This is a genomic window from Polyangium mundeleinium, from assembly GCF_028369105.1.
In the GTDB taxonomy this organism is placed as follows: domain Bacteria; phylum Myxococcota_A; class Polyangia; order Polyangiales; family Polyangiaceae; genus Polyangium; species Polyangium mundeleinium.
This window is the reverse complement of sequence record NZ_JAQNDO010000001.1, coordinates 12,213,756-12,239,064: the sequence shown is the minus strand read 5'-3', so window position 1 is coordinate 12,239,064 and position 25,309 is coordinate 12,213,756. Positions and strand designations below refer to the sequence as shown.

Sequence of the window (25,309 nt, the reverse complement as noted above, 5' to 3'; positions counted from 1 at the left end):
CGGTACTCTCTTCGCGAGGTCAATGTTCATCCAGCGAGTCGTCGGCTTCGTCATTGGCCGGCGGCGGCGGCTCCTGGTCCTTTTGCTCGAACGGATCTTGCGGCCGCGCGACCTTGCCGTCGTTGGGCTCGCCGCGCTCGTTGATCCAGACCATCGTGCCTGAAATGGTGACGCCCGCGCCGTCGATCTTGATGAAGCCGCCGGCGCCCTTGATCGTGGCCGCGCCGCCCGCCTCGCCGACCCACTCCTCGCCGGCCACGTGATGCACCTCCTGCCCGGCCGCGAGAGCGCTCCGGCCTTGCACGTGTTCGTGGCGGCTCTTCACGACGGTGAGGGATTGCTTGCCGTCGATCCGCTCCCGCCGGCTGCCCTTCACCACGAGGTGCACGTTCGTGTTGTATGTCTCGTTCTTGTTCTTTTTCGTGACCTCGTCGTAGTCCTTGCCAACCCAGAACTTGCGGTGGCCGTGCGTCTCCTCGGTCTCGTCGTTCTTCACGAGCTTCTGGCGGTCGTGCACGACCGTGGCGAACTCGTCATTGCCGACGTCCCGCTTGCGATCCTTCTGCGCCTGCTGCCAGACGAGCTCCTTTTTTGCGAGATCCTCGAACATGATCTCGTTGAACCCGTCGTGGCCGATGGAGGAGTCGCTCTTCCACGTGCTGCGTGTCTTGTCCTGCGGCAGCTTGTACGGCACCTGCTGGGCGGCGTTGTAGACGCGGCCGACGACCGTCGGATGGTCCGGATCACCTTCGAGGAACGCGACGAGCACCTCGTGGCCGATGCGGGGCAGGGTGACCATTCCATACCCCATGCCGCCCCAGCCCTGGTTCACGCGGATCCAGCACGAACTTTGATCGTCCCGCTGGCCCTCGCGATCCCAGTGGAATTGCACGCGCACGCGGCCGAACTCGTCGGTGTGGATCTCCTGGCCCGAGGGGCCGACGACCATCGCGCTCTGGAGGCCGTGGATTTTCGGCTTTGGCGTTTGTCGTGCCGGTCGATAGGGCGCCTCGGCGAAGAACGCGTGGCCATAAAAGTTGAAGTCGCCGGTGTCCGTGCCTTCGATCGAGGCGCCGACGACGAGGAGAGGCCGGCTCTCGGGGAGCGCCGCATGCGGGTGGCGGCCCATCGAGAAGATGACGCCCGGCGCGAGGTCGAACGTGTTGGCCGCGAACGAGACCATCCGCTCGCCGGTGCGCTCGGCTTCGAGCACACGCGTGGAGAGCGCGGTGCCGTACTTGCCGTCGTGCCGCGCGAAGCCACGATCGTCGGCGTTCGGCGTTCCCTCGTCCTTGCCCGTCTCGACGAGGAACGAGCCCGCGTCGTAATGGTACTGCTCCATCTTGCCCTCGATGCCGGCCGTGGGTTCGGCCTTGCCGAAGAGGGCGAGGTCGGGCTTGCGAGGGTCGTAATCGCGGAACGTGGCCGCGCCGGGGCGCACCTCGCGGCCGAAGCGCACGCGGCTGATGAATTCCTTTTCGGCCGCCTCGTTCGGGTTGTCGACGTACGGAATGGGCGGGCCGGAGCGGGGCGTGTTCGTCTGGATGCGATCGCCGAAGACGAGCGTCGTGCCGCGCTCGGGGTGCTCGCTCAGGGTATACGCGATGCCTGCCTCTTCGAGCAGGCGGCAGAGGAAGGCGTAATCGGTCTCCCGGTACTGGACCTTGTAATCGAGCTTCGGATACCGCGCGCGCTCGATGCGCCACGTCGGCTGGATGTTCCACTCGCCGAGGAGGCGATCGATGATGTCCGGGATCGAGAGCTGCTGGTAGATGCGATTGCCCTGGCGATGCGTGAGCAGCCAGAGCTCCGGCACGATGTGGATCTGGTACGTCGAGAGCCCGTCCTCGGCGGAGATCTCCTGCAGCGCGTGCGCCTGCTCGGCGCGGGCCACGATGCCCGTCCACGTGCGCTGGGCGCCGCTCTGCACGTGGGCATACCCGGCGTGCAGGCGGAAGCCCGCGGGATGCCCGACCGCGGCCCCGAGGTCGAGGCTATGGTCCGGCGAGCGGACGAGGAGGTGGATCGAGAACAGGTTCGAGACCGATTCCCGGACGGAAAAACGCCGCACGTAGAGGTCGCGTTGACCGGAGGCGAGGGAGAGCTCGAGGTTTGCCACGGCATTGACTCCGAATCAGTGAGGCTTTACGAGCGCCGATAACGAGAGGTCCTCTTCCTCGACGAAGATTTCCTCCATGCTCTCCGACAGCTTCTGTTGTTGCCCCGCATGGCACGTCGGCCAGAAGACGCGGAACACGCCCGGATCATAGAAACGGAAGTAGACCTTCTCGTTCGTCGATTCGAGCGTCACCATCAAGAAGCGCCGCCAGTGCCGCCGCACCTCCACGAACTTTTCGTAGCTGGTGCAGAAGATGCCCCAGCGATTGCCGAAGCCCTCGGCGAGCAACCGATCGAGCAGCGCCGAGTCCTTGCGGAACGGGCCCACGAGGTACGGCGCGACATCTTCGAGCGTCTCGCCCTGCAGGCCGTCGTAGAGCGATTGGTGCGGCTCGACGCCCTCGCGGACCACCTCGAGGATCCGCCGATCCCGCGCGCCGTCGAGGACCGCATACAGCGGCGCCTTCGCCGCCTCCGCGCGCAGGCGCTCGCATGCCCGCGCGGCGGCCTCCACACGCGCCGCCTCGTCCTCGGGCGAACGCGCGAGCTTTTTCCGCGGGGGCTTCGTGCGGCCCTCGACGTAGACCATGAAATCGGTCTCGCCCGCCTGGATCCAGGCCCCGTGAGGGACGTCGCCTCGCTCGACGGCCTCCCCGCCAAGGCGCGTCCCGTTCTGGCTCTGGAGGTCCCGCAAGACGCACCGCGCGCCGTCCCATTGCAGCTCGAAATGCGTGCCCGACATCTGCCCGTCGTGCCCCACGACGAGGTCCGAAAGCTCGGTGCGGCCGACCTTCAGCGCGCGGCCGGCCTCGACGGCCTTCTTCGTGCCGGCGAGCTTGCCATAACGCACCTCGACGATGAGCCGAGGCTCCGTCACGACCCTTCCCTCCCGGCCTTCTGGCGCGCCGCCCGCTCGGCGGCCTTCTTGGCGCAGTCCTCGCAGAAGGGTTTGTCCGTCTGGAGGATGGCCATCGGATTGGAGCCGATGATGACCGTCGGGCAGCCCGAGGCGATGGTGCCGCCGTGGTTCGTCGGGTCGCCCTTTCGCGCGGCGTCCTTGCCGCCGATGATGACGGTGGGCTCGCCGGCCGAGATGGCGGCGCCGCAAGCCTCGGCGTCGCTGACGCGCGCCTGGGGCTGAAAGCCGACGATGACCGTGTCCTCTCCCTGGACGATGACGTTCGGCGGGTGAATCCCGCAGACGTGACGATCGGTGATTCGTGCCGCAGGAGGCATGTTCGTGGCTCCTTATTGCGCGATGAGCGTCTTGCTCACGTCGTCCACCTCGGCCTCGACCGCCTTGTCCGGCGCCTCGGGCGACGCGCCCGCGCCCTGGCCGGCCGCGCCGCCGCTGTTGATGTAGACCTTCGTGCCGCGGATCGTGACGCCGCTGCCGTCAATGCGGACGAACCCGCCCGGGCCCTTCAAGGTGAGATCCTCGGCCTCGATCACGAGTGCCGTGCCCGCCTTGATGTGGATCTCCTTCGTCGCCGAGAGCGCGTGGTTCTCGCCGACGAGCTCGTGCCGATCGCCCTTCACCTCGAGCGACTGATTGCCCTCGATGCGCTGGTTGCGCTTGCCCATCACGTGCAGGTGGCTGTTGCCCTCGACGCGCTCGCGTTTGTCCTGCTTGATGACGACGTCCTGGTCTTTGCCGACGTAGACCTTGACGAATCCGATCGTCTTGTCCTGCTCGTCGTTCATCACGTACTTCTGCCGATCGTGGCCGACGGTGATCGTCTCGTCGTTCTTGACGAGCCTGCGCCGGTTCTTCTCGGCATGCTCCCAGACGAGCTCCTGGCCCTTCAGATCCTCGAACATGATCTCGTTGAAGCCCTCGGAGCCGAGCGACGAGTCGCTCTTCCACGTCGAGCGTGTCTTGTTGTCGGGCAGCTTGTACGGGACGGCCTGCTTCGCGTTGTAGACGCGGCCCACGATGATCGGCTGATCCGGATCACCGTCGAGGAAGCCCACCATCACCTCGTGCCCGATGCGCGGGATCACGATCATGCCGTACCCCGTGCCCGCCCAGCCCTGGCTCACGCGGATCCAGCAGGAGCTGCCGTCGTCGTTTTTCCCCTCGCGATCCCAGGGGAACTGCACGCGCACGCGGCCGAACTCGTCGGTGTGGATCTCCTGGCCCCCGGGGCCCACCACGACCGCGCTCTGCACGCCCTCGACCTTCGGCTTTTGCGTCTTCTGCTGCGGCCGGTAAGGCGCGTCCGTGAACGCGGCTTGCCCCGACATCGTCCACTCCTCGCCCGGCGTGCCCTCGACCGAGAACTCCGTGACGAGCAGGCGTTTGTCCTCGCCGAGCTCGGCGTGCGGGTGTTTGTCGACCGAGAAGATTTGCCCCGGCCAGAGATCGATCGTGTTCGTCTCGAACCCGATCGTGCGCTTGTCGGCGCGCGTGCCGCCGAGCATGCGATCGGCGCGCTCCTTGCCGAACCCTTGATCGTAGCGCGCCGTGCCCTTGTCGTCCGCGGCCGGCGTGCCACCGCCGCCCTTGCCGTTCTCGACGAGCGTGGCGCCCGGCTGGTAATGGTACTGCTCGTACTTCGCCTCGGGGCCCTCGGCCTTCGGCGCATCGCCGAAGAGCGCGAACATCGGATTCCGGAAGTCGTAGTCGCGAATCGTGTGCGCGCCCGGCCGGACGATGTGCGTGAGGCGGACCTTCGAGAGGTACTCCTTCTCGGACTCGCGGTTCGGGTTGTCCACGTAGGGAAGGGCGCCGCCGGGGCGCGCGGGGTTTGCTTCGAGGCGATCGCTCAACGTGAACTTCGAGCCCTTCGCGTCGTCGTCCGGGAACGTGTACGAGATGCCGGCCTCTTCGAGCAGGCGGCTCACGAAGGCGAAATCGGTCTCGCCGTACTGGACCTTGTACTCGAGCTTCGGGTACCGGCCCCGATCGATCTCCCACTTCGCCTCGACGTTCCACTCGCCGAGCAGGCGATCGACGATGTCGGGGATCGAGAGGTGCTGGTAGATGCGATACCCGCGCCGCTGCGTGAGCAGCCACAACGTCGGCACGATGCGGAGCGAATACGTCGAGAGCTCCTTGCCGAGGCCTCCCGGCTGCACCGCGTGCACCTGCTCGATCGAGCTCACCACGCCGCTCCAGAGCCGGGCGCCGCCGAGGCGCGCGTACGCCCAGCCGCTGATGACGCGGAGGCTCGCCGGCTGCCCGACGATCGCTTCGAGATCGATCGAGGGGCTCTCCGAGCGCGCCATCACGTTCACGCTGAACAAGCTCGAGACGGACTCGTGCACCGAGAAATGGCGCACCGACAACGACGTCTCACCAGATGCGAACGATAGCTCCAAGATCGGCATGGAAGCCGCCTCCTCGACGTGACCGCCCGGACCAATGCGCGTACTGTCCGATTTTTGGCATGGGCACCCTAAACCGGCTTCGCGGTCGGGCTCAAGATCAAAATGGGCGAAAAAAGGTGTCGCTCTGCGTCAATGCTCGCAGCCGATCTCGTCGTCGCCGAGCGGATCGGGCATGTCGCTCACGTCCTGTTCGAGCGGGGAGCCCGTGGCCTCGACGAAGTGGGGCGCCTCGGGCCTTGCCCGAGGGAGGACGGGGAGCTGGGGAAGCTGGCGTGAAAGGTCGATCTCCCGCTCGGCCTTCGCGCGCGTGCAGGGCAAGAGCCCGGGGGAGCACCTGGCAGGCTGTATCCGCGGAGCTCAAGAGCGCCGCTCGTCCGGGATCGGTGCCGCCCTCTCGTGCACCCGGCGGGTGATCGACGCCCACGCGTCCGTGTGCTGGAACGGAAACCGCACCTCCTTGCGCGCAAGCCCGCTCGCAATCCGCTCCCGGATGAGCCGCAGCATTGCGAGCGCGTCGCGCTTCTTCACGTCCACCCGTAGCTCCGGCAGCGCGTCCCGTAAGGCGGAGAGCTCCGCCTCCGGCACCCCGCGTACACGCCCGCTCGCGAGGATCGCCGGGTAGCACCGCTCCGCATAGAACAGCTCCCGGGCGGCCTGGATCAGCGCCTCGCGTGATCCCTCCGTGATCACCCCGCGCAGCGTCGCGCGGCGCAGCGTCTCCCGCATATTCACCATGGCCTCCGACACCGGTCGATACCCCCCCTCCGCGAGCCTGTGCGCCACCGCCACCTCGTCATCGTCCGTGAGATCACCCCGCGCGTACGCTGCGTGGATCTCGCCCACCCCCTCCATGCCGAAGGGCCCCAGCTCCGCCGCCCGGAGCGCGCCCAGGCTCGCCGCGCCGAAGACGTGAATGCCCCGCGACATCGCCCATAGCACCTCCTTGTGCGCCATCGAGGGCACGTGCTCGAAGGAGCCGTCAAGGATCCCGATGACCGCCGGCTCCTCCTGCGCCGCGTGGTACACGTCGCCCTGTGCGGCCGGGGGGCGGTACATCGCGTCGAGCTCCCGGAGGCCCTCCTCCGCCGAGAGCGTCGGGCCCGTGAAGATATGGACCTTCATCTCGTGCGCCCCTCCATGCGTCTCCGGGCGCGAAGCCCCGGCACATACCCCGGCACATCATGGTTGGCCTCGAGCCCCGGCACGATCACCCGCACCACCGGAATCCCGAAGGCTGCCTTCGTCAGATCGATCGTGATGACTTGCGAGAGCCCCGCCGCCGCGAGGCGTTCGAGGAGCCAGGCCACGTCGTCGTCGAGCGTCTCGTCTTCGTGATCCGGCGCGGCCTCGAAGCTTCGCGCCGGCGGCGACGCCGCGAGCATCCGGAGCGCCCGGCGCGCGGCGTCGAGATCGCCCCCCTCGGGCCGCTCGTGGCAATGCACGTCGTCGCGAGACCCCGTGATCAGCGTGAGCCGGCTCTGGGCCGCCTCCGTGAGCGCGCGCGACAGGGCGACGGCGCGCGACGGGTGACAGCCCATGCCCCCCATCGGCCCGATCGGCCGCTGGGGGTTCGGCTCCCGGTCCACGATCACGCACGAGAAGACCGGGACGCCGATATCGGACGTCACCTCCCAGACGGCCACCTCCACGCCCGCCTCTTCGTATTTGTCGAGCAGGGACCGGCAGAGCGGGTCATGGACCGTGGAGAGGTCCACGCGCGCCTCTTTTTGTGCCTCGCCGGCAAGCTGGAAGAGCGCCGTCGCGTCGCGCTCGATCAGCTCGGCGAGGGCGTGGCCGAGCGCCTCCAGCGGGTGATTGCCGGAGGCGAGGCCGTTCGAGCTCATCAAGAAGGACCCGCTGCCCGAGGGGAGCGGCAGCGTGTAATCCATATGGACCATCTCGTAAGGCACCCACATGCTGCCGCCATGGAGCATTTCCTGCCCCTCGATCCACAACGTACGTAGGTTGTCGTGAAACACGCTCCCCGCGAGGCGCGGCAGGCCGGAGAGGTCGGCCACGCGGTGGGAGAAGCGCAGCTCGTTCCGGGTGGCGAGCCGGAGGGGTCGGTCGATATGCTCTGCATGATACTGCTCCACCGACTCCATGAGCGCCGAGGCCCGCGCCGAGGCGCGATCCGCGCCCTTGCCCTGCGATACCGAGAGCGACCGCGCATTGGGCCGGATCGCCAGGGCCACGGGAATGCCGATGGTGTCGAGCCCGGCCACGTCGGCGATGCGGGTGATACCCATGATGGGCAGGAGGCCCTGGACGCGGGCGAGCGTCTCCTCGGGCGGGACGATGCGGTGTGTCCCCCGCCGAAAGCGCTTCGCTGCAGGCGTGGTGGACATGCCATCACACCTTCCTCACGAGCTTCCCGGGAGCCGGGGTGATTGGCGAGGGGTTCAGGACGTAACATGTGGTCCACGTCGGCGAGGGGGGCACGTAGGAGGCGAGCGTCTTGTCGCTGGACTGGGCCTTGCTGTTCATGTCGCTGAACGACGGGACTTGGCTGCTTTTGGTAGGAACGATGGTCGCCAAGGTCCAGACGTCGGGCGTGATCGCGTACAGGGTGCCGTCGGCGCCGTAGACGAGCAGCATCCCCGCGCGCAGCGTCGCATACCCGACATTGCCGTTCGCGTCAGCGGCCTGGATGATGGCCGTCCCGAGGTTGATGGCCTCCGCCTTCCCGTCCTCTGGGCCGATCGTCACCACGGCCTTGTTCAAGCTCGTCCAGGTCACGGCATCCACGCCGCGTACGGAGAACGTGATGTCGTTACCCGTCTCGATCGCCGTATCTCTCGGGGCTACCTCGAGAGAACCTACGTAGAGGGTGACGCTCGCCGTGTTTTCATCCTCGTCCATGCCCGTGATGGTCACGGGCGAACTGCTTTGCTCGACGCCCGTCACGAGCCCCGTTCGATCGACGGTCGCAATGCGCGAGTCCGAGCTTGTCCAGGACAGAGATTGGTGCTGCGTAAGGTTCTTCAACGAAATCTGCGTCTGCTGCCCGACGACGAGACTCCGGGTCTCCGCGTGAAGGATGAGAATGCTCATGGTTCTTCAATTGCCTTTCTCGATCATAGGTATTCCGTCTCGCCAGCGCAGACGAGCGCGCGCCGCATTGCAGCCTCCGTGCCACCCTCGCCCCGCGCCGCCTCCAAAGCAGCCGTGAGCGCCTCGGGGAGCCGTTGCTGTCCCGGCTCGATCAGGGCCGCGGCGTAGCAGGCCGCCCCTCCGCGATCCCCCCGCGCGAGCGCCGCCGCCGCGAGCGGCAAGAGCGCCATCCACTGGAAAGGATACACCAGCGCCGACGAACGAAAGCGAGCGAGCGCCGCCTCCCCCAGGCGCATCACCTCGCCGATATCGCCCTCCGCGAGCGCGACCCAGGAGAGGTTCGCGAGCGCCGCGCCCACGTAGTCGTCCATCGCCGCCGCCTCCGCCGTCCCGAGGCTCCTCTTCGCCCACGCCCGCGTCTCGGCCACCCGCCGCCGCCGCCGCCAGACCTGCGTCAGGTACGTCAGGCTCCGCGCCTCGAGCGTCACATCGCCCGTGCGCTCCGCCTCCGCGAGCGCGTCGAGCAGCCGCGCCTCCGCCTCGTCGAGCGCCCCATGCCAGAGCAGCACCGTCGCGAACGCGAACCGCGTCGCGGCGAGATCCGGCGAGCCCTCTTCCTGCTCGCAGGCCAGAAGGCAAGCCCGCGCGTTTCGCACCGTCTCGGCCGAGAGCAAATATCGCTCGCTTCGCAGCCCGATCTGCGTGAGCGCGCGGAAAAAACGCGCCCGCTGCGCCGCCGTCCCCCCCGCCTGCACCACGGGCCGCACCCGCTCCACGATCGCGGCCATCTCGTCGACACGCGCGGCCCAGTAAAACACGGCGATACGGTCGATCTGCACCTCGACCCACGCATCCCACCACGCCGCGGAAGCGCTGGGCGCCGAGGCCCCGAGCGCGGCCTCGGCCTCGGCATACGCCGCGAGCGCCTCACCGTGGTCGTGGTGGACTTCCCACGCCTTGCCGATCTTGCGAAACACGCGGGCCCGCGGGATCGCCGCCTCGACGGGCAGGCGCGCCAGGGCATCTGTGTAGGCCAGCCGCGCTTCCTCCTGCCGCCCCACGAGCCCCAGCACGTCGCCGAGGCTCTCGAGCACGCCCGCCGGCGCGGCCCCCTGCGCCTCCTCCACGGCCGCCCGGTAGAGCCGAATCGCCTCCCCGTTCGCGTACGAGGCGCGTGCTCGATCCGCCGCGCGCGCGAAGAAGACGCTCGCCTGCGGGTGATCGCCGGCCTCCGCGTGATGATGGCCGATCTCCGCGAGCCGCGGTTCGCCGCCCGCGGTGAGCGCGAGCGCGACGTGGTGGTGCATGGTCCGGCGCAGCGCAGGTGCGATCCGCGCCTGCGCGACCTCCCGGATCGTGCCGTGCACGAAGGCGAGCCGCCCATCTCCCTTTTCCTCGAGGATCTGCCGGACCCGCAGCTCCTCGATGGCGTCCATCATCGCGACCTCCTCGAGCCCTCCGAGCTTGTCGAGCATCGCCGTGTCGAGATCACGCCCCAGCACCGCCGCCCACGCGACGACCTTCGCTGCCTGCTCGCCCAGCGCCGACAACCGCCGCTCGACGAGCTCGGCCAGCGTGTGGGGAAGCGTCAGCGAGAGCGTGGTCTGCCCGAGCTGAAGATGCCCCGCGGCGTCCCGCGCGAGCAGCCCTTCGCCGAGCGCCGCCCGCAGGTACTCCGCGACGAAGAACGGATTGCCGCCCGTGCGGAGATGCAGCCCATCCACGAGCTCCCGGGGCGGCGCCGCGAGCGCCACCATGCTCGTGATCATGGCGGCGACGCCCTCGCGATCGAGCCGCCCGATCTGGACGTCGCGCGCGCTCGCCCGGCGCACGATCGCGGAGAGCTCCTCCGTGCGCTCCTCCAGGCGATACGTGCCGAGGACGAAGAGCCCGTCGTGATCGCGCTCCTTCGCCGCGAGGGAAGCCAGAAAGCCTAGCGAGAGATCGTCGGCCCACTGGAGGTCGTCGAGCACGAGCAGGAGCGGGGCGGGCGCCGCGAAGGCGAGGAGGGTCTCTTCGAGCGCGTGGAGCACGCGCGCTCGGGCGGCCTCTGGAGGGAGCGGGGGCGGCTCGGGCGTCGCTCGTACGACGGGGAGATCCGCGATCGCCGGCGCGTAAGGCGCGAGCAGCTTGCCCCGCGCGCCGAGCTGCCTCGTGGTCGCCTCCGCCCCCGCGGCGCGGCACCGATCCGCGATGGCCGTGAGCGCCGGGCGAACGAGGTGGAGCGGCTCGCCACGCAGGACGGCGCTCCCGGACCACACCGTCACGCCCCTTTGCGCGGCCCGCTGGGCGATCTCCAGCGCGAGCCGCGTCTTGCCCACGCCGCTCTCGCCCCCGAAGAACCAGAGCCCCCCGCGTCGTTCGGCCGCGAGCGCCTCGATCGCCGCCGTGCTCTCGGCCAGGATCGTTGCGCGGCCCTCCAGCGCAGGTCGATAGAGATAGGCACGGCTCCGCGACGCAGCAGCAGGCGCATCGCCGCCGGGAACATCGAGCACGGCGAGCGCGTCCGCCACGTCTTCCGCGTACCCGATCCGATCCTCGGGCTGCTTCGCGAGCAGCCGCGCGACGAGCCGATCGAGCGCCTCGGGGACGCCGCGCGCCTTCGAGGACGGCGGCGGGGGTCGCAGGTTGAGGTGCCCGAACCGGATCGTCGCGGCGTCGCGCCCGACGAAGGGCGTCGCGCCCGTCAGGCACTCGTGGAGGATGCAGCCGAGCGCATAGAGATCCGCGCGTGCGTCGACGAGCGCGCCCCGGATCTGCTCGGGCGCCATGTACGGGAGGCTGCCCCCCACGGCGTTGACGTCGATGGCCTCGCGTCCCTCGATGCCGCCGAGCTGCGCGGCGATGCCGAGGTCGACGAGCACGGGCGCGTCGTCCTTCCGGATGATCACGTTGTCGGGCTTGAGATCACGATGCACCAGCCCGGCGGCGTGCATGTGGGCGAGCGGCGCGGTCAGGTGGCGGATGAGCGCGAGCAGGGGCCGGCGCGCGTGCGTCCTTGGGGAGTTGTGGAGGCGCTCGATGCGGCGGCGGAGGGTCTCGCCGGCGACGAGCTCCATGGCCACCCAGGGCAGCCCGTCGAAGACGCCCTGATCGAGGATACGCACGATCCCCGGGTGCTGGAGCCGCCCCAGCGCGTGGATTTCCCGGCGAATCGCGGCGATCGCGCTCGCGGAGGGGAGGGCCACGGTCTTCAGCGCGACGGGGGCACCGGTCGTGGGGTGTTTGGCGCGGTAGACGACGCCCATGCCTCCACGACCGAGGACGCTCGTGATCCGATAGGAGCCGATCTGCGGGAGCGAGCGTCCAGCCGCTTTCATCCGACTGCGATGTTACCCGCCTCGCTTGTGTGAGGTCGAGGGTTCTTCCGAGCGTGAGGGCAAGATGTTGCCCGCGGCAAGAGGTTGCTTTCGGGGGGAGGGGGGCGTCGGGCCAATTGTTGCCGCTCCCGAGCGGCAATGAGGGGGCGCCGTCGCATGGACGATTGGCATGCGGATTGCTCGGTTTATGTGCACGGACGAATCGAGCGGTGCTCGACGGAATCGAACCATTCACCCGGCCAAACCCGACCATGCCCAACCTGAACGTGATCACCTGGAACAGCACGGGGGAGACGCCGCAGGGCGCAGCCGATCTGCTGGACGTCATCAACCATCTCACGACCAACGGCTGGCTGCCGGATCTGATCGTGATCCAGGAGGCGAACGCAGCCCCCGGGGGCCCGATCTACCAGATGCTGCAGGGGCTCGGCGCCGCATACAACCAGCCACCTGCACACGCCACCGAGGGGTGCCCCGGCGGACGAGGTTACATCCTCCTCCTCCGCATCGGCATCGGCGGCCAGGGGTCCTTTGCCACGGCCGATCTGGCCAATGATCAGGCGCTGTTGAACTGGATGAACATCCATTTGAGCCTCGCTGCACGGCAGATTGCCCTGGCCGAGCTCGCGACCATGCGTATGCCGGCGATGGCGACGCTGACCGTCGGCGGCCGAAACGTGCCGTTTCTGACGTGGCATGCGCCGCGCGGGCCTGGGCAAGTGCTCACCGGCGCCACGTTGGGAGGCGGCGCCAACCCCGATGCCTATCTGTTCCTCCAGAACTCCGGCATCTATGGGCCGCTCGTCGCCCCGGGGCCGAACAACCTGGGTCTCATTGCCGGTGACCTCAACGTGAACGTCGCCACGCTCAATCACAATACCGGTATCCCGGCTCTGCCCTACATTCTTCCGGGATTCGTCGGCGTGTCGGACAACCTCGATCACATCCTCGGACATGCCAATGCCGGCGGAGCGCCCCCCACGTTCTCGGGCTCCGGCCATTTCCCGGCCTCGGGCACGCACAACATCCTGGTCAGCACCGTTGGCTTCTAGCCGGCGCGGCCAGCAGACCAAAGAAGAATTCCCACGAAGCGTCCCCTCGCTGCTGAGGGGGCGCGTCGCCAAGCCCAATGGAAAGTGGCTTCAAGAAGAAGCCAGAGGAGATCGAATCATGCCCACGTTCAAGCTGAGCACCGCGTTTACCCAGGAGGACCTGAACCGCTTCTACGCTTCGGGGTCCAACATCGTCGTCGCCAAGCCGAACGCCGGCGGAATGCCGAACGTCGCGTGGCTCGTGTACAGGCCGCTGATCAGCAACACGATCACCTGGGAAGAACGATACGGCATCTACGCGTCCAACGCCGACATCATCAACGGGGCGCAGCTCACGCAGATGTCGAAGTCCGAGTTCCCGGCCCTGGACAACAAGAGCTATCCGCTCACGGCGGCCGGGTTCTTCGGTCCCCCGTCGACGGGCGGGAGCCCGGGCTCCTACACGGCCGTGAATCAATACGACAACCTGCCCAAAGGGTACCTGACGTTCGGGTTGTTCCAGGACGCGGTGGTGGATGGAACGCCGGCCCAGGGGAACGCCGTGTCCGCCGCTCCGGTCATCTACAACAGCACCGCGGACATGACCCCGTTCACCACGGTGTATCTGTGGGTGCAATCCCAGGTGGTGAGCAACACGGTCGTCACCCACGTGACCTCACCCATGACGGAGGTCATGTTCGGCGGCTCCGTCACGGAGGTCGCGCTGATGTACGACGCGAGCTCGGGCAAGTTCGTCACGGCGTCTGGCAAGAACATGGCCGAGAAGGCCCCGCTGCGACATCACCTCCCCTCGCTGGCCTGATCCAAGCGGATCCGAGGCGTTGGTCACGAGCGCCCTGGTCGCCGGAGGCCGAGCCGCTTCATTCGGTACGACAACGTTCGCACCGGTATGCCCAGCCGCTCGGCCGCCGCCTTCCGGCTCCAGCCCGACGCCTCGAGTGCCTCCCGTAAGATCGTCGCCTCGTACCCCTCCACGCGCTCGCGGACCCCGGCCGGATCCTCGCCTTCGCCTTCCACGGGCGCGTCGGCCGTCCTCGTCGGCGCTGGCCCCTCCCATTCCACCGCCGCCCGTGCCGGCCTCTCCGCCCCCCGCACCCGCGCTGGCAAATCCTCCTCGTCGATCAACGTCCCGTGCGCCACCACCACCGCCCGCTCGATCACGTTCCTCAATTCGCGCACGTTGCCCGGCCACGCATACGCCCGCAGCCGCGCGAGCACCGCCGACGAAAAACCTTTCACCGCCCGCGCATTGCCCTCGTTCGCCCGCGCGAGGAACCTGCGTGCGAGCGCCTCGATCTCATCCAGGCGCTCCCGGAGCGGCGGGATCTCGATCACCACCGTGCTCAATCGATAAAACAGATCGGCGCGGAATGCCCCGTCGCGCGCCATGGCCTCCAGATCCCGGTGCGTCGCCGACACGACCCGCACATCCACCGTGATCTCCCGGACCGAGCCCACACGGCACAACGTCCCCGACTCCAGCACCCGCAAGAGCGCCGCCTGCGCTGGCATGGCGAGTTCGCCGATCTCGTCGAGGAATACCGTCCCCCCGTCCGCCTCCTCGAAGACCCCCTTTTGCTGCGCCGCCGCCCCCGTGAAGGCCCCCCGCTCATGCCCGAACAGCGTGCTCTCGACCAGCTCCTTCGGGATCGCCCCGCAGTTGACGCGCACCATTCGCTTGTTTCGCCGCGGCCCGCGCTCGTGCAGCGCCCGCGCGAGCACCTCTTTCCCCGTCCCCGTCTCGCCGTGCAGGATCACCGGCACCCGCGCCCCCGCTACCCGCTCCACTGTCGAGAGCACCTCGCGCATCGCCCGACCCGCGACGAGCGCGTCGTCCTCGAGCACCTCCCCGTCGGCGAATGCCCTCGTCCCCTCCACCTCCACGGGCCGCTCCGCTGTCGCGCGATTGACCGCGTCGCGGGACAGGCTGAACAGCGCCTCCACCGTGCTCCCCGCGTCCGGATACGCGGCCACGCCGACCCGGAGCGACGCCCCTTCCTTCCCCTGCGACGCCACGATCCGCTGCGCCACGCGCGTCGCCTCCTCCGTCCCCATCTCGGGCAAGAGCACCTGCGCTGCCCCGGGCCCGTACGTCGCGATCCGATCGAAGGGCCGGATCGCTTCCCGCACCGCGGCGAGCCAGTCCCGCACGTGCGGCGACCGATCCCCCACGGGCTTCGCGCGCACCACGAGCAGCGCGAACGGCCGCCGCAGCTCGCGCGCCCGCGCCGCCTCCTCGTTCACGCGGCGCAAGAACCCCTCTTCGCCGTCGATCCCGAGCGACTCCCCCGTGGGGGCCAGCACGTGAACACACGCGAGCACGCTGCCCAGCATCACCTCGTCGCCGATCTCGATGCCGGCCCTGTCGATTCGCCGCCCGGCGAGCCACGTCCCGTTGCGCGAGCCAAGATCCTCCACGAGGAGCCGATCGCCCGCGAGCACGAAGCGGGCGTGTTGCCGGGAGAGGGTGCCGTCGTGAACCTGCAGATCCGAAGGCTCCGTCCGCCCCACGACGAGCGGCGTGTCCGGCACGAGCAGAGCGATCTCCATGCCCTGCTGGGCCTGAACCACCACCGCGAGCCGCCGCCCTTCCTCGGGAGCGTCCAGCGGCGAGGGCGCCGATGCCATCGGTTCGGTCTCGACTACGCCGCTCATCGTCAACCCGCAACGTTACCATAGGGCGTTCCGAGGCGGACAGAAGCGGAAGTTGGAGGAACGCGGTGAGGGCGTGCACGAGGTCCGGGACCTTGTGGTCATGGTCCGGGGACTTCGATCACGGAGTCGGCGAGCTTGAAGTCACGGTCCGGGGACTTCGATCACGGAGTCGGCGAGCTTGAAGTCACAGTCCGGGGACTTCGATCACGGAGTCGGCGAGCTTGAAGTCACGGTCCGGGGACTTCGATCACGGAGTCGGCGAGCTTGAAGTCACGGTCCGGGGACTCCGATCACGGAGTCGGCGAGCTTGAAGTCACGGTCTGGGTACTCCGATCACGGAGTCGGGGTACCTCGATCACGGAGTCGGCGAGCTTGAAGTCACGGTCCGGGGACTTCGATCACGGGGTCCGAGGGCGTCAAGGCAAGCGCGCCGTCGCCTTGGCTGCCAGGCGCTCGAGTGCGTCGAACGTGCACGCCTGCTGCCGCGCATGGAAGGTCACGACCATGCTGACGCGGCCCTTCGCCACCGCCACACGGCACAACGAGCCCTCCGCATGACGTTCTGCCACATCGCCCAGGCCGGGCAGGAGTTTCTCCTGCGTCGCCTTCTCATGAGGCCCTCGGACCAGCTCCGCGGCGTCCGACGCGGTCCGGTGCGATCGAAGGTAAACGAGCAAGAACCGCCCATCGTCCGTGTGGAAGTCTCGACTGCAGTTCTCCGCCGAGGTCGGCTCTTCGTCGTCGGACGGCCTCATCGACAGGCCGAGATCCGCTTGGATGTCCTCCGGCGCGAGCAATCGATCACAATCGAGGGGAACGCTCGGAAAGGGGTGACTTTCGTCGCAGGCGAGGACGTCGTCGCCTGTCTTCGCGGCGAGGAAGCAGGCGGCACGGCCTGCCCAGCGCTCCTTGTCAGCCGCCTGTCCTGTCGACTCCTCCTCCAAACACCCCCGAATGAATTCTTGCTCTTTGCCTTCGGTCACCGGGCGCCCGTCGGTCGAGAGCTTCCGAGAAACGACGGCGAGCAGGTGCTCACATACCTCCCGTGGGCCAGCCGGTTGGGCTTGGGCTGTGGGAGCGGCCGTCGCATTCGTGGCGTCCGCGGAGGGAGGAGGCGCGGAGCCGCCGCACGCGCTGCCAGCCGCCGGGAGCGCGAGGGCCCACGCGAGGAGCCGAGGCCGGACGAACGTTCGCAGACAGGCGGTATCAATGCATTCGGAGGAGCGGGTCTTCATGGCGGCGCCATGGGTAGCACGGCGTACGCGCGGAGCACATCGTGGAGCTTCGCCCGCCGTCTGGAGGACCGGAGCTTGCGATGGACAGGAACGTCGTGGCACGCTGCGGCCTCGTCCCCGGCCGCTTTGCGGCTCCCCCGCAGGCCATCAGGCGTCCTGCAACCCTTCACGACCTGCCCCCCACTCGATGAGCGACATCCACAATCGAATCGCGGCCAGCTTTCATGCGCAGGGCCTGATGGCAACCCTCGGTGCAAAGCTCGCCTTGGTGGCAGATGGCGAGGTGCATATCACACTGCCCTTCTCCGAGCGGCTTTCTCAGCAGAATGGCTATGTTCATGCGGGCGCAATCACGAGCATCGTCGACAGTGCTTGTGGGTATGCAGCGTTGACGAAGGCACCACCGGAATGCGATGTCGTCACGGCTGAGTTCAAGATCAATTTCATGCGGCCCGCGCTCGGGGACCATTTTTTGGCGATCGGAAGGGTGCAGAATGCGGGAAAGCTTCTCACGGTCTGCACGGGCGAAGTCCGAGCGTTCTCTGGAACGGGATCTGCCCACAAGGTGATCGCGATCATGCAGGCTACGATCGCCAATGTTCGTCCATGATGCGTGACCTGTCGTTGCCGCCAACCTGCAATGGGACCGCCGATCCGGTCCCGGACCGGTCGGAGCCCCCATAGGGGGCATCCGCCTCCCCACACCCCACGACCGTAACGCGAACGGCCCTGGTCGTGTCCATGGGCGTCGACCCCTCGACCACGGACGCGCGCGTCTCAGCTGGCGTCGATGTGCATGTTCACCATGGTCTTGGGGTTCGACGCACGGTAAACGCCATGCAGGGTGACGTTGTACTGTCGATGCGCGGACTTCTTCACGATGTGCAGGTATCCACCGCCGAACGCCGTCCCCTCCAGGGCGAGGAATTCATTGTAAACGGCTGCGGCGTACTGCTTGGGGACGCTGAGCGCAGGGCCATACATGACACAGCCTGCCCTCGCGGGATTGTCCTTCTTCGCGTAGACGGGGAATCGTCCGATGTTACGCTCGATCTCGTCGAGGATCCCCGTGACGTATTGGTCCACCACCTTCTGGGGATCCTTCGGCGTATGGACCTTGGTCGTCGTCTTGCTTGACCGCGGCACGAAGGCCAGGCGCCGGATCGGCTCCACGCCGGACGCCCTCGCGTAAAACCGCTTCAGATCCTGCCAGTTGTCCCACTCTCCATGGAAGGGCTGCGGGCGCGAGTTCCAGATCTGCTTGAACTCGTAATCTTGGGGCTCCTTGCCGGTCTTGGCGAGCCCGCCTCGCTCGTCCACCCAGTCGCGCAGGGTCGTCTGGACATAATCCAGCCATTGCTCGGAGGTAAGCGGCGGCGGTTCCTTCTTCTTCACCACGGTGATTTGCTGTTTGGGCTTCTGCTTCTGTCTCTGATTCTGCTGCGGCCTCCGCTCGTACACCGGGAGCTCTTCATTGGCGAACGCCGGCAACCAGCTCGACCACCATTGCTTCTCGCCGGTGTCTCGAAAGGTGTCGTCATTGAGGGCCTCGTTCTTGACCCACTTCACGGTTTTGCCCTCGCGCAACCAGAAGGGTTGCGCGACGTCATCCTGCGTCGCCGCGTGGGGCACCTTGGGCTGCGCCACCGTCGCCGCGTGGGGCACCTTGGGTTGCGCCACCGTCGCCGCGTGGGGCACCTTGGGCTGCGCCACCGTTGCCGCGTGGGGGGGATGGGGTTTGCCGTCAGGGCGGCGCCGTTCGTCTTCCTTCATGACATGCCTGTACGCCGATCCAGGCTATGTCAGCGTCCCGCCACAGGCCAAGATCCCGGGCGCCACACGCGGCCCGCGCCAGACCATCCCTGCGAGCGCGTGCCTTTGCGCGCGGGCACGACCGAAGTAGAGTGCGCGCCCGCGTATACCATCTACATCGCCAACAGCGCTTCGAGGGTACCAGACCATCGATTCCGCACAAAAAGGACGCCTGAACCGCACCCCGGCGCTTTGAGGATGCGCGGCCGGCCGGTCCGGTCCTCGACGAGGCACCGAGCAGACCCATGGAGCCCTGCGTGCCCGGCGGACCCTGCCGGGGAGGGGGAGACATGGTTCGAGCTGGCAAGCGCTGGTTTGCGTGGATGGCCGCCGCCTGTTGTGCGGCGGTTTCTGCGATTGCGCAGGCGGCACCGGAGGACGTCGAGGAGGAGACGGAAGAGGTCGCGGACGCTGAAAGTGCGTTCGTGGGGGCTGGCGGATTCTCGGCGGCACTTTTTCGATTCGTGACGATTGTTCAGGATGACGGGACGGATAAAGCAGGCGGATGGCAAGCCGCCGCCACCACACTGAACTTCGTGGACGGACGGCACCTGTTCCCGCAGGGATGGGCCTGTCAGGTGTATATCGGAATGCCCATCCGGCATTCGACGCATGGGGTCATCCCCCCGCAGGAGGCTGCCCGGGTGACCGCTGTAGCCGCGACCAACGCGTCTACGATCGTGATGCATAGAAGACCGCAGTGGTTGCGAGCGCTCTTTTGTTTGGAGTTCGAGAAGGAACTGCTGGCGCAGTTGAACATGCAGAAGTCAGGGCTCGGCGCTACTGTAAGCGCACGATGAAGCACTCGCCCGAGGCGTTGATCGAACTCGCCCGCCAGTACTATCCCGGTATCGGCATCTCGCCTGTCGAGCGCGAATACAGGCAGACAGAGGAACATCGACGGCTGATCGAACGGCGCAGGCAAGCCATCACGAGCGCAGAATACGAGGTCTGGCGCGGCCTGCTCCGCCGCCTCCGGGACCGGTTCCCGGACTGCGACGTGGAGAACGCGTTCCCGCATTTTTGGGGAGCAGGACCGGTCGGGGCTCACGTGGGGGGTATCTGTCTGCCCACGCTCGCCCGGGACGTTGGTTTTCACTCGCTCGCCTTCGAGGTGAGCTTTCTCGTACCCTACTACGTCATCCATAGTTACCGCTATCTATGGCTCGACGAGCCGGACAGCCACGGCAATCTTTTCCCACCGGCGGAGCGGCGCTTCGAGCTTACACCCGAGGAGCAACCCTATGCGGATGGGATCGCACACGAAATCGCAGTCGCGTATCCCGGGTACGAGTTCATGCCGCCCGAAGTCGGCCACGTCGTCGTTCCGGATGTTCAACACCCGTTGAAGTTGGCAGGTGAGGCCACGATCTACGATTGCCTGATCGACGAGCAGGTGCTCCCGCGCAAAAAGGACGCCTGAACTTCACCCCGGAGCCAAAGCGGATCAGCCCCGGCTGTAGCCTTCGCGCGAGGCTGTTCTTGACGACCAGGAGCCGTTTGTCTTACCTACCGCGCTCCGACTCCGGCCCGCTCGCTCCACCTCCCATCGAAGACCATGCTCACTGCCCACCAGATCGAAGAGATTGCCTTGCGGTTCTTCCCGTTCGAGCACGACGGGGACACCTTCGGGTTCAAGAGCTTTTTTTATGAGGACCAGTCGCCCTCGGACGACATCCGGATCGAAGGCGATACCCTCACCCTGACCTACACGATCGTGAAGCGAATGCCGGATGGCAGCATCTCCGACGTTTACGAGTTCGAGGACCGGTACGACCTGACGAAGCTCACCGAGGAGCGCTGGACGGCCTATCTGGAAGGCTTCCGGCGGGCGTTTCCCTCCCTCGAGCACGACCCGGGGATGAGGCGTCCGGAGGCGCTCGACGATCCAGCGAACGTGACGGCGGACGATTTCGAGCGGGCGTTCCTGACGCCTGATCCCGAGGACGAGGACCGCCGGCCGTTCCTCGAGAAGACCGAGGAGGGCTACCAGGCCTACCTGCTGAAGGCGCGGCCCAAGGGCAAAGAAGACGCCCGGCGCCGGCGCGCCGAAGCCGTCGACAAGTTCATGGCCCGCCACGCGGAGGTGGCGGCCCGGGTCGAGCAGACCTACGGGCTTCTCCTGCCCAAGCATGCGGCGCTGACCTGGGCTTTTTTCTCCAGCCTCTCCCCGTATGAGTGGCGGGCACCAGCCCAGCGCCTCGGTATCGGCCCGTATACGGTGTCCTCGGGGGTGCTCAGCCTCTATTCGGAGCGCGCTTTCCAGCGGCCGCTCAAGGAGGGATTCGATCCGCAGATGCACTTCGTCGCTCCGGCCTTCCCGCCGGAGGCCCTGATCATGTTCTGCGGGGACTTCAGCGCGTTCGCGCTCTTCTATGACGATCCGGCCTACCTTCCCAGCGGCGCGGTCGTTTACGACATGGAAGACAAGTCCCGCTGGATGGGAGAGACCTTCCTCGACTTCTTCCGGGACTGGGCCCGTGAACTCATCAAGTACCCCGGGATTCTGAGGGGCGAGGACGGGGAGATCGACGAAACCACGTTCTTCAACGTCCGCTTGTTTCTGGAGGCGCTCGAGGAGTTCGAGGCGTATACGGAGCAGGTCCGCGAGGAAGATCGCGCTCGAATGCGCTGGCCGTACAACGAGCGCGCGCAGATGGCGGAGCACGGCTCGGGGGTCGGCATTTGCACCGATCAAGGGGATGGGGCGGGCTTCGAGATCCCGTCGGACATCCATGCCCCCGAATCCCAAGCGGCCGTCGCGCAGGCGGTCGCGCGCGCCAGGCAGCTCCTCGCGGAAGGAGATCCGCGATATGCATTGGCGCTCGGCCGGGAGCTCCATTGCGCCTGCACCATCCCCCCGGACCGGAGGAACGTCTCCCCGCTCTGGCAGGCGGAGGCGCTTTCGTTGATGGTGGCCGCGTACGAGGCCCTCGGGCGCGGCGCGCTCGCGCGCAAAGCGGAGGTCCACCACGCAAACCGTGGGATCTTCATGCAGGACGCCTACAAGAATGCAGATCCCGTCACCGAGCCGCTGGGGTTCGAGAGCGCCGTGTCGCTTGCGGGAGACTACTTTCCCTTCCTGCGCCGTGACTACAGCCTGGGCTTCGAGACCACAGACGGACAGCGCGCGGAACCGATCGATTGCATCCAGCTCCAGGATGGAATCCTCACCATGAACCTGGCCTTCACCTGCACAGATCCCACGGACGGCTCGGCTGTGGGATTTTTCGTGGCCGCGCAGTACGACGTGACGAACGTCTCCGTGCAGCGCTTTCGCGCGTTCCTCGCCGGGTGGCAGAAGGCGTTCCCGGACCTCGTGGCACGCTGGGAGACGTGCATCGAGCGCATTCGAGAGGAGAACGCGGACCAGGATCCCCTCGAGGGGATGGACATGGCGGACATATGGAGCGCCTATGCGCTGGCCAACGAAGCGAATACCTCCGAGGAGGACTTCGCGTGGGCGATCCGCGACGGTCTCCAGAGCGGCGGCAGAAACAAGGAAGAGCAGTACCGGGCGTACCTGGAGGCCGTGCATCCTTCGGACCCGGAGCAGGACAAGCGTCGCTGGGCCGCCGCGCTCGAAACGGCCCTGGTGCGCTTCCCGGCGGTCGCAGCGCGGGTGGAGAAGACGTACGGGTTCCGCCTGCCCAAACATGTCGCGCTCACGTGGGCCTACTTCAATGGCCTGCAGGAATCCGAGGCGCGTGGTTTCCGGGAGCTGTTCAGCGTCGAGCCCGCGGGCGTGATGGAGCTCTTCGAAGACGGCGGGCTCGATCGAAAGGTCAAGGAGGGCTTCGACGAGCGATTGCACCAGGTCCAGCCGTGCGATCTCCCCGAGTACCTGCTCGTCGCGGCAGCCGGCTCCGACCATCGGCTCGTCCTGGTCTACGACGATCCGTCCTGTACGCCGAGCGGCGTGATGCTCGTCGACAGTTATTTCATGGTTTGGCGCGGGGAGACGCTGCTGGACCAGATTCGCGACTGGGTGGACGGCGTCCTCAAAGACGAGGTGGGCGCATTCCACGGCCGAAAGGTCGAGATGCTTCTGGCGCGGCGGTTGCTCGAGGTGCTGGATGGATTCGCGGAGCACGAGGAGCGAATTCGACGGGAGGACCGCGCCGCCATGCGCTGGTCCTACGAGGAGCGGAGCGCGGTGGACTTCAAGCTGGGCATCGTGGGCATCCGGACCGACCAGGGTGATTCCCAAGGAATGGAGCTCGCCGACGCGCGGACGAAGTACCAGGACGCGGAGGACGAGGTCCAGGCCAAGCTGCCGGGCTGGATTGCGCGCGCCAAGCGAGAGCTCGCGGACGGAGATCCTCGTTATGCGCTGGCCCTCGGGCGGGAGCTCCACGCGTCCTATCCCTGGCCGCCTCAGGAGGAGCGTCCTCCGCGATGGCAAGCTGAAGCGCTTTCGCTGATGGTCGCAGGGTATGAGGCGCTCGGACGGCACGCGTTGGCGCGGCGGGTGGAGGCCCACCACGCCGAGCGGTCCCGGTCCTATGAGAGCGCGTACGAGGATGAGCCCTCGTCGAAGCGCGCTCCCTGATCTCCTCTTCGACCGCGCCTAAGCTTCGTCTTTGCGCTCTTCCCCGGACGTGGCCTCTTCGGCCGGCGGCGGCGTCGGGGCCGGCGTCGCCGGTGCCGCCGCCTCGTCCGGCGCCGCGATCACCTTCCGGATCGCCGTCAAATGCCGCTTCGTCACGCCCGTCACGGCGAGGATCTGCGCGTCCGTGGCCGTGCGTAGCGCACCCATGGAGCCAAGCTCGCGCAGGAGCGCTTTGCGCACGGCGTCGCCGAGGCCCGCGATGTCCTCGATTTCGGAGCGCAGGCGCCGCGCTTTGCCGAGCTTTTCGCGAATGTGGTTCGCGAACCGGTGCGCTTCGTCGCGGGCGCGCGCCAGGAAAAACAAGGACGAGCTGCCAGGCCGGAGCAAGATGCCGTTCTTCTGGCCAGGCAAGTAGACGCGGTCGACCATTTTCTCGCCGATCACGCTCTCCCGCTCTTTTGCCAGGCCCACGATTGGCAAATCGTGCAGCCCCAGGTCGCGCGCCGCCGAGAGCGCCACATTGAGCTGTCCGCGCCCGCCGTCGACCACGAAGAGGTCCGGCAAATCCCACTCGACCTCGGCCTTCTTGCCCGACGACGGCGGCGGCGCTTCGGTCTCCGGCTCGGTCTCCGCCATTGCGTCCGCGGCCGCCTCGATCTCCGTGGCCGCTTCCGCTTCCGCTTCCGCCGCCGCTTCCGCCGCCGCTTCCGCAGCCGCCTCGGCCTCCTTGATTTCTTTGGCCGTGCGGCCGCGCCGGAAGCGGCGGGCGAGGACCTCGTACATCGCCGCGTAATCGTCGCCCTCGGTCTTCGTGCGCACCCGGAAGTTGCGGTAATGCTTGCGGTCGGGCTGGCCGTCGCGCAGCGCCACGATCGAGCCGACGGTGTCGCCGCCGCCGAGGTGCGAGATGTCGCAACATTCGATGCGCCGCGGGAGCGCGGGCAGGCGGAGGCGCTCGCGGAGGTCGTCGAGGCGCGCTTCGATGTCGTCCGAGGCGCGTTGTTTTTCCTTGAAGGCGTGCTCGGCATTCTCGCGCGCCATCGCGAGGAGCTCGACGCGGGGTCCACGCTGGGGCACGACGATCGCGACCTTGCGGCCACGGCGATCGCCGAGCCATTCGGAGACGCCCTCGGCGCCGTCGGGCAGGACCGGCAGGAGGATCTCGTCCGGAATGACGTCGACCGGGACCTCGGCCTCGTCGCCGTAGTATTGCGTGAGGAAATTGCCGAGGATCTCCTCGTCGGGCAGCTCGACGCCGCGCAAGGAGAACGAGACGGTGTCGGCGACGCGGCCGCTCCGGACCTTGATGAGCTCGACCTCGGCGATCGAGCCTTCGCGGTAGAGGCCGACGACGTCCTGGTCGACGTCCTTCACGGAGACGACGCGCTGCGATTCACGCGCGATTTCGACGGCCTTGAGCTGGTCGCGGTAGATCGCCGCGCGCTCGAACTCCATGGAGCGCGCCGCGTCCTTCATGCGTTTTTCGAGCTCGCCCGTGAGCTCGTCGTGCCGGCCTTCGAGGAAGAGCGAGACGGAGCGGACCTGCTCGGCATATTCGTCGCGGTCGACCTCGTAGACGCAGGGCGCGGGGCAACGTTTGATCTGGTATTGCAAGCAGGGCCTGCGCCGCGAGGCCATGTCGAGGTCGGTGCAGGTGCGGAGCTTCCAGTGCTTGTTGACGAGGTGCAGCGTGCGGCGCGCGCTCGTCGCCGAGTGGAAGGGGCCGAAGTAACGGGCGCCGTCGGGCGAGGGGCGGCGGACGGTCTCGAGGCGCGGCCACGCGGCCTTCGTGTCGATGCGCAGGCAGAGGAAGTCCTTGTCGTCCCGGAGCTTCACGTTGAAGCGCGGCTTGTGCTTCTTGATGAGCTCGTTCTCGAGGACGGCCGCTTCCTTCTCCGTGGAGGTGACGACGGTCTCGAGGTCCCGCACGATCTTGCGCAGGATCGGGATGAAGTAACGCGAGTCGCTGCCGCCCTCCTGGAAGTAGCTGCGGACGCGGGAGCGCAGGCTCTTCGCCTTGCCTACGTAAATCGCAGCGCCGCTCTTGTCGTAGAAGAGGTAACAGCCAGGCTTGGGCGGGAGCGTGTCGAGCTTCGCGAGGACCGGATCGGTCTCGGGCTCGGGAGCACGTGCGTCGTCGGACACCTCCTTCGTCTAGCGCCGGATCGCCGCTCCAAG

19 protein-coding genes are annotated in these 25,309 nt (G+C 67.5%); 6 read left to right on the top strand and 13 right to left on the bottom strand.

The annotated features are described in order from the left end of the window. Positions 1-19: 19 nt before the first annotated feature. From POL67_RS48455 to POL67_RS48415, 9 genes are all read right to left on the bottom strand, one after another. Positions 20-2,119, bottom strand: a complete 2,100-nt coding sequence (locus tag POL67_RS48455) for a type VI secretion system Vgr family protein (RefSeq protein ID WP_271928893.1) — start codon at positions 2,117-2,119, stop codon at positions 20-22. Between the two features lie 15 nt (positions 2,120-2,134). Next, entirely contained in the window at positions 2,135-2,995 is an 861-nt protein-coding gene (locus POL67_RS48450) for a DUF4123 domain-containing protein (RefSeq protein WP_271928889.1), read from the bottom strand. Then, positions 2,992-3,354 carry a PAAR domain-containing protein gene (locus POL67_RS48445; protein WP_271928887.1) on the bottom strand — a complete coding sequence of 121 codons (363 nt, stop codon included), beginning with the start codon at positions 3,352-3,354 and terminating at the stop codon, positions 2,992-2,994. Before POL67_RS48445 ends, POL67_RS48450 begins: the two co-directional genes overlap by 4 nt. 12 nt (positions 3,355-3,366) lie before the next feature. Further along, positions 3,367-5,451 carry a type VI secretion system Vgr family protein gene (locus tag POL67_RS48440; RefSeq protein WP_271928884.1) on the bottom strand — a complete coding sequence of 695 codons (2,085 nt, stop codon included), beginning with the start codon at positions 5,449-5,451 and terminating at the stop codon, positions 3,367-3,369. Between the two features lie 129 nt (positions 5,452-5,580). Then, positions 5,581-5,769, bottom strand: coding sequence for a hypothetical protein (locus POL67_RS48435; protein WP_271928881.1), 189 nt, complete (start codon positions 5,767-5,769; stop codon positions 5,581-5,583). A 39-nt stretch (positions 5,770-5,808) separates the two neighbouring features. Continuing rightward, positions 5,809-6,573 carry a TfuA-like protein gene (locus tag POL67_RS48430; protein WP_271928878.1) on the bottom strand — a complete coding sequence of 255 codons (765 nt, stop codon included), beginning with the start codon at positions 6,571-6,573 and terminating at the stop codon, positions 5,809-5,811. Further along, entirely contained in the window at positions 6,570-7,799 is a 1,230-nt protein-coding gene (locus POL67_RS48425; RefSeq protein WP_271928875.1) for a YcaO-like family protein, read from the bottom strand. The genes POL67_RS48430 and POL67_RS48425 overlap by 4 nt, the downstream gene beginning before the upstream one ends. 4 nt (positions 7,800-7,803) lie before the next feature. Then, a complete protein-coding gene (locus POL67_RS48420; protein WP_271928872.1) occupies positions 7,804-8,505 on the bottom strand; it encodes an Ig-like domain-containing protein in 702 nt (233 codons plus the stop codon). A gap of 23 nt (positions 8,506-8,528) precedes the next feature. Continuing rightward, positions 8,529-11,825: a serine/threonine-protein kinase gene (locus POL67_RS48415; protein WP_271928869.1), complete on the bottom strand. Its 3,297-nt coding sequence runs from the start codon at positions 11,823-11,825 to the stop codon at positions 8,529-8,531. A gap of 209 nt (positions 11,826-12,034) precedes the next feature. Here POL67_RS48415 and POL67_RS48410 point away from each other — a divergent pair, with 209 nt between their 5' ends. Further along, positions 12,035-12,877 (top strand): hypothetical protein, encoded by an 843-nt coding sequence (locus POL67_RS48410; protein ID WP_271928868.1) that lies wholly within the window; start codon positions 12,035-12,037, stop codon positions 12,875-12,877. A gap of 118 nt (positions 12,878-12,995) precedes the next feature. Next, positions 12,996-13,679, top strand: a complete 684-nt coding sequence (locus POL67_RS48405; protein ID WP_271928865.1) for a hypothetical protein — start codon at positions 12,996-12,998, stop codon at positions 13,677-13,679. Between the two features lie 23 nt (positions 13,680-13,702). On the opposite strand, the gene POL67_RS48400 is transcribed toward POL67_RS48405, so the two are convergent. Then, on the bottom strand, positions 13,703-15,532 hold the full coding sequence (locus tag POL67_RS48400) for a sigma 54-interacting transcriptional regulator (protein ID WP_271928863.1): 1,830 nt from the start codon (positions 15,530-15,532) through the stop codon (positions 13,703-13,705). 416 nt (positions 15,533-15,948) lie between these two features. Beyond that, positions 15,949-16,767 (bottom strand): hypothetical protein, encoded by an 819-nt coding sequence (locus POL67_RS48395; RefSeq protein ID WP_271928861.1) that lies wholly within the window; start codon positions 16,765-16,767, stop codon positions 15,949-15,951. A gap of 187 nt (positions 16,768-16,954) precedes the next feature. Between POL67_RS48395 and POL67_RS48390 the strand changes: the two genes are divergently transcribed. Further along, positions 16,955-17,377, top strand: coding sequence for a PaaI family thioesterase (locus POL67_RS48390; protein ID WP_271928858.1), 423 nt, complete (start codon positions 16,955-16,957; stop codon positions 17,375-17,377). 167 nt (positions 17,378-17,544) lie between these two features. Here the strand turns inward: POL67_RS48390 and POL67_RS48385 are convergent, their stop codons facing one another. Further along, complete coding sequence (locus tag POL67_RS48385; protein WP_271928855.1) at positions 17,545-18,540, bottom strand: hypothetical protein; 996 nt, start codon at positions 18,538-18,540, stop codon at positions 17,545-17,547. A gap of 329 nt (positions 18,541-18,869) precedes the next feature. Here POL67_RS48385 and POL67_RS48380 point away from each other — a divergent pair, with 329 nt between their 5' ends. The 3 genes from POL67_RS48380 to POL67_RS48370 all read left to right on the top strand — a co-directional run bounded on the left by POL67_RS48380 (position 18,870) and on the right by POL67_RS48370 (position 23,131). After that, positions 18,870-19,379, top strand: coding sequence for a hypothetical protein (locus tag POL67_RS48380; RefSeq protein WP_271928852.1), 510 nt, complete (start codon positions 18,870-18,872; stop codon positions 19,377-19,379). After that, the gene (locus tag POL67_RS48375) at positions 19,376-20,002 is read left to right on the top strand and encodes a hypothetical protein (protein WP_271928849.1); all 627 of its coding nucleotides are present in this window, start codon (positions 19,376-19,378) and stop codon (positions 20,000-20,002) included. Before POL67_RS48380 ends, POL67_RS48375 begins: the two co-directional genes overlap by 4 nt. A 135-nt stretch (positions 20,003-20,137) precedes the next feature. Further along, complete coding sequence (locus POL67_RS48370) at positions 20,138-23,131, top strand: hypothetical protein (RefSeq protein WP_271928847.1); 2,994 nt, start codon at positions 20,138-20,140, stop codon at positions 23,129-23,131. 18 nt (positions 23,132-23,149) lie between these two features. Here the strand turns inward: POL67_RS48370 and uvrC are convergent, their stop codons facing one another. Next, positions 23,150-25,276 (bottom strand): excinuclease ABC subunit UvrC, encoded by a 2,127-nt coding sequence (gene uvrC, locus POL67_RS48365; protein WP_271928845.1) that lies wholly within the window; start codon positions 25,274-25,276, stop codon positions 23,150-23,152. Positions 25,277-25,309: the final 33 nt, after the last annotated feature.

Coding starts and splice junctions, on each gene's coding strand:
- POL67_RS48390 (WP_271928858.1), top strand. CDS start 16,955: ATGAGCGACATCCACAATCGAATCGCGGCCAGCTTTCATGCGCAGGGC.
- POL67_RS48445 (WP_271928887.1), bottom strand. CDS start 3,354: ATGCCTCCTGCGGCACGAATCACCGATCGTCACGTCTGCGGGATTCAC.
- POL67_RS48405 (WP_271928865.1), top strand. CDS start 12,996: ATGCCCACGTTCAAGCTGAGCACCGCGTTTACCCAGGAGGACCTGAAC.
- POL67_RS48420 (WP_271928872.1), bottom strand. CDS start 8,505: ATGAGCATTCTCATCCTTCACGCGGAGACCCGGAGTCTCGTCGTCGGG.
- POL67_RS48425 (WP_271928875.1), bottom strand. CDS start 7,799: ATGTCCACCACGCCTGCAGCGAAGCGCTTTCGGCGGGGGACACACCGC.
- POL67_RS48430 (WP_271928878.1), bottom strand. CDS start 6,573: ATGAAGGTCCATATCTTCACGGGCCCGACGCTCTCGGCGGAGGAGGGC.
- POL67_RS48440 (WP_271928884.1), bottom strand. CDS start 5,451: ATGCCGATCTTGGAGCTATCGTTCGCATCTGGTGAGACGTCGTTGTCG.
- POL67_RS48400 (WP_271928863.1), bottom strand. CDS start 15,532: ATGAGCGGCGTAGTCGAGACCGAACCGATGGCATCGGCGCCCTCGCCG.
- POL67_RS48370 (WP_271928847.1), top strand. CDS start 20,138: ATGCTCACTGCCCACCAGATCGAAGAGATTGCCTTGCGGTTCTTCCCG.
- POL67_RS48380 (WP_271928852.1), top strand. CDS start 18,870: ATGGTTCGAGCTGGCAAGCGCTGGTTTGCGTGGATGGCCGCCGCCTGT.
- POL67_RS48395 (WP_271928861.1), bottom strand. CDS start 16,767: ATGAAGACCCGCTCCTCCGAATGCATTGATACCGCCTGTCTGCGAACG.
- POL67_RS48385 (WP_271928855.1), bottom strand. CDS start 18,540: ATGAAGGAAGACGAACGGCGCCGCCCTGACGGCAAACCCCATCCCCCC.
- POL67_RS48375 (WP_271928849.1), top strand. CDS start 19,376: ATGAAGCACTCGCCCGAGGCGTTGATCGAACTCGCCCGCCAGTACTAT.
- POL67_RS48415 (WP_271928869.1), bottom strand. CDS start 11,825: ATGAAAGCGGCTGGACGCTCGCTCCCGCAGATCGGCTCCTATCGGATC.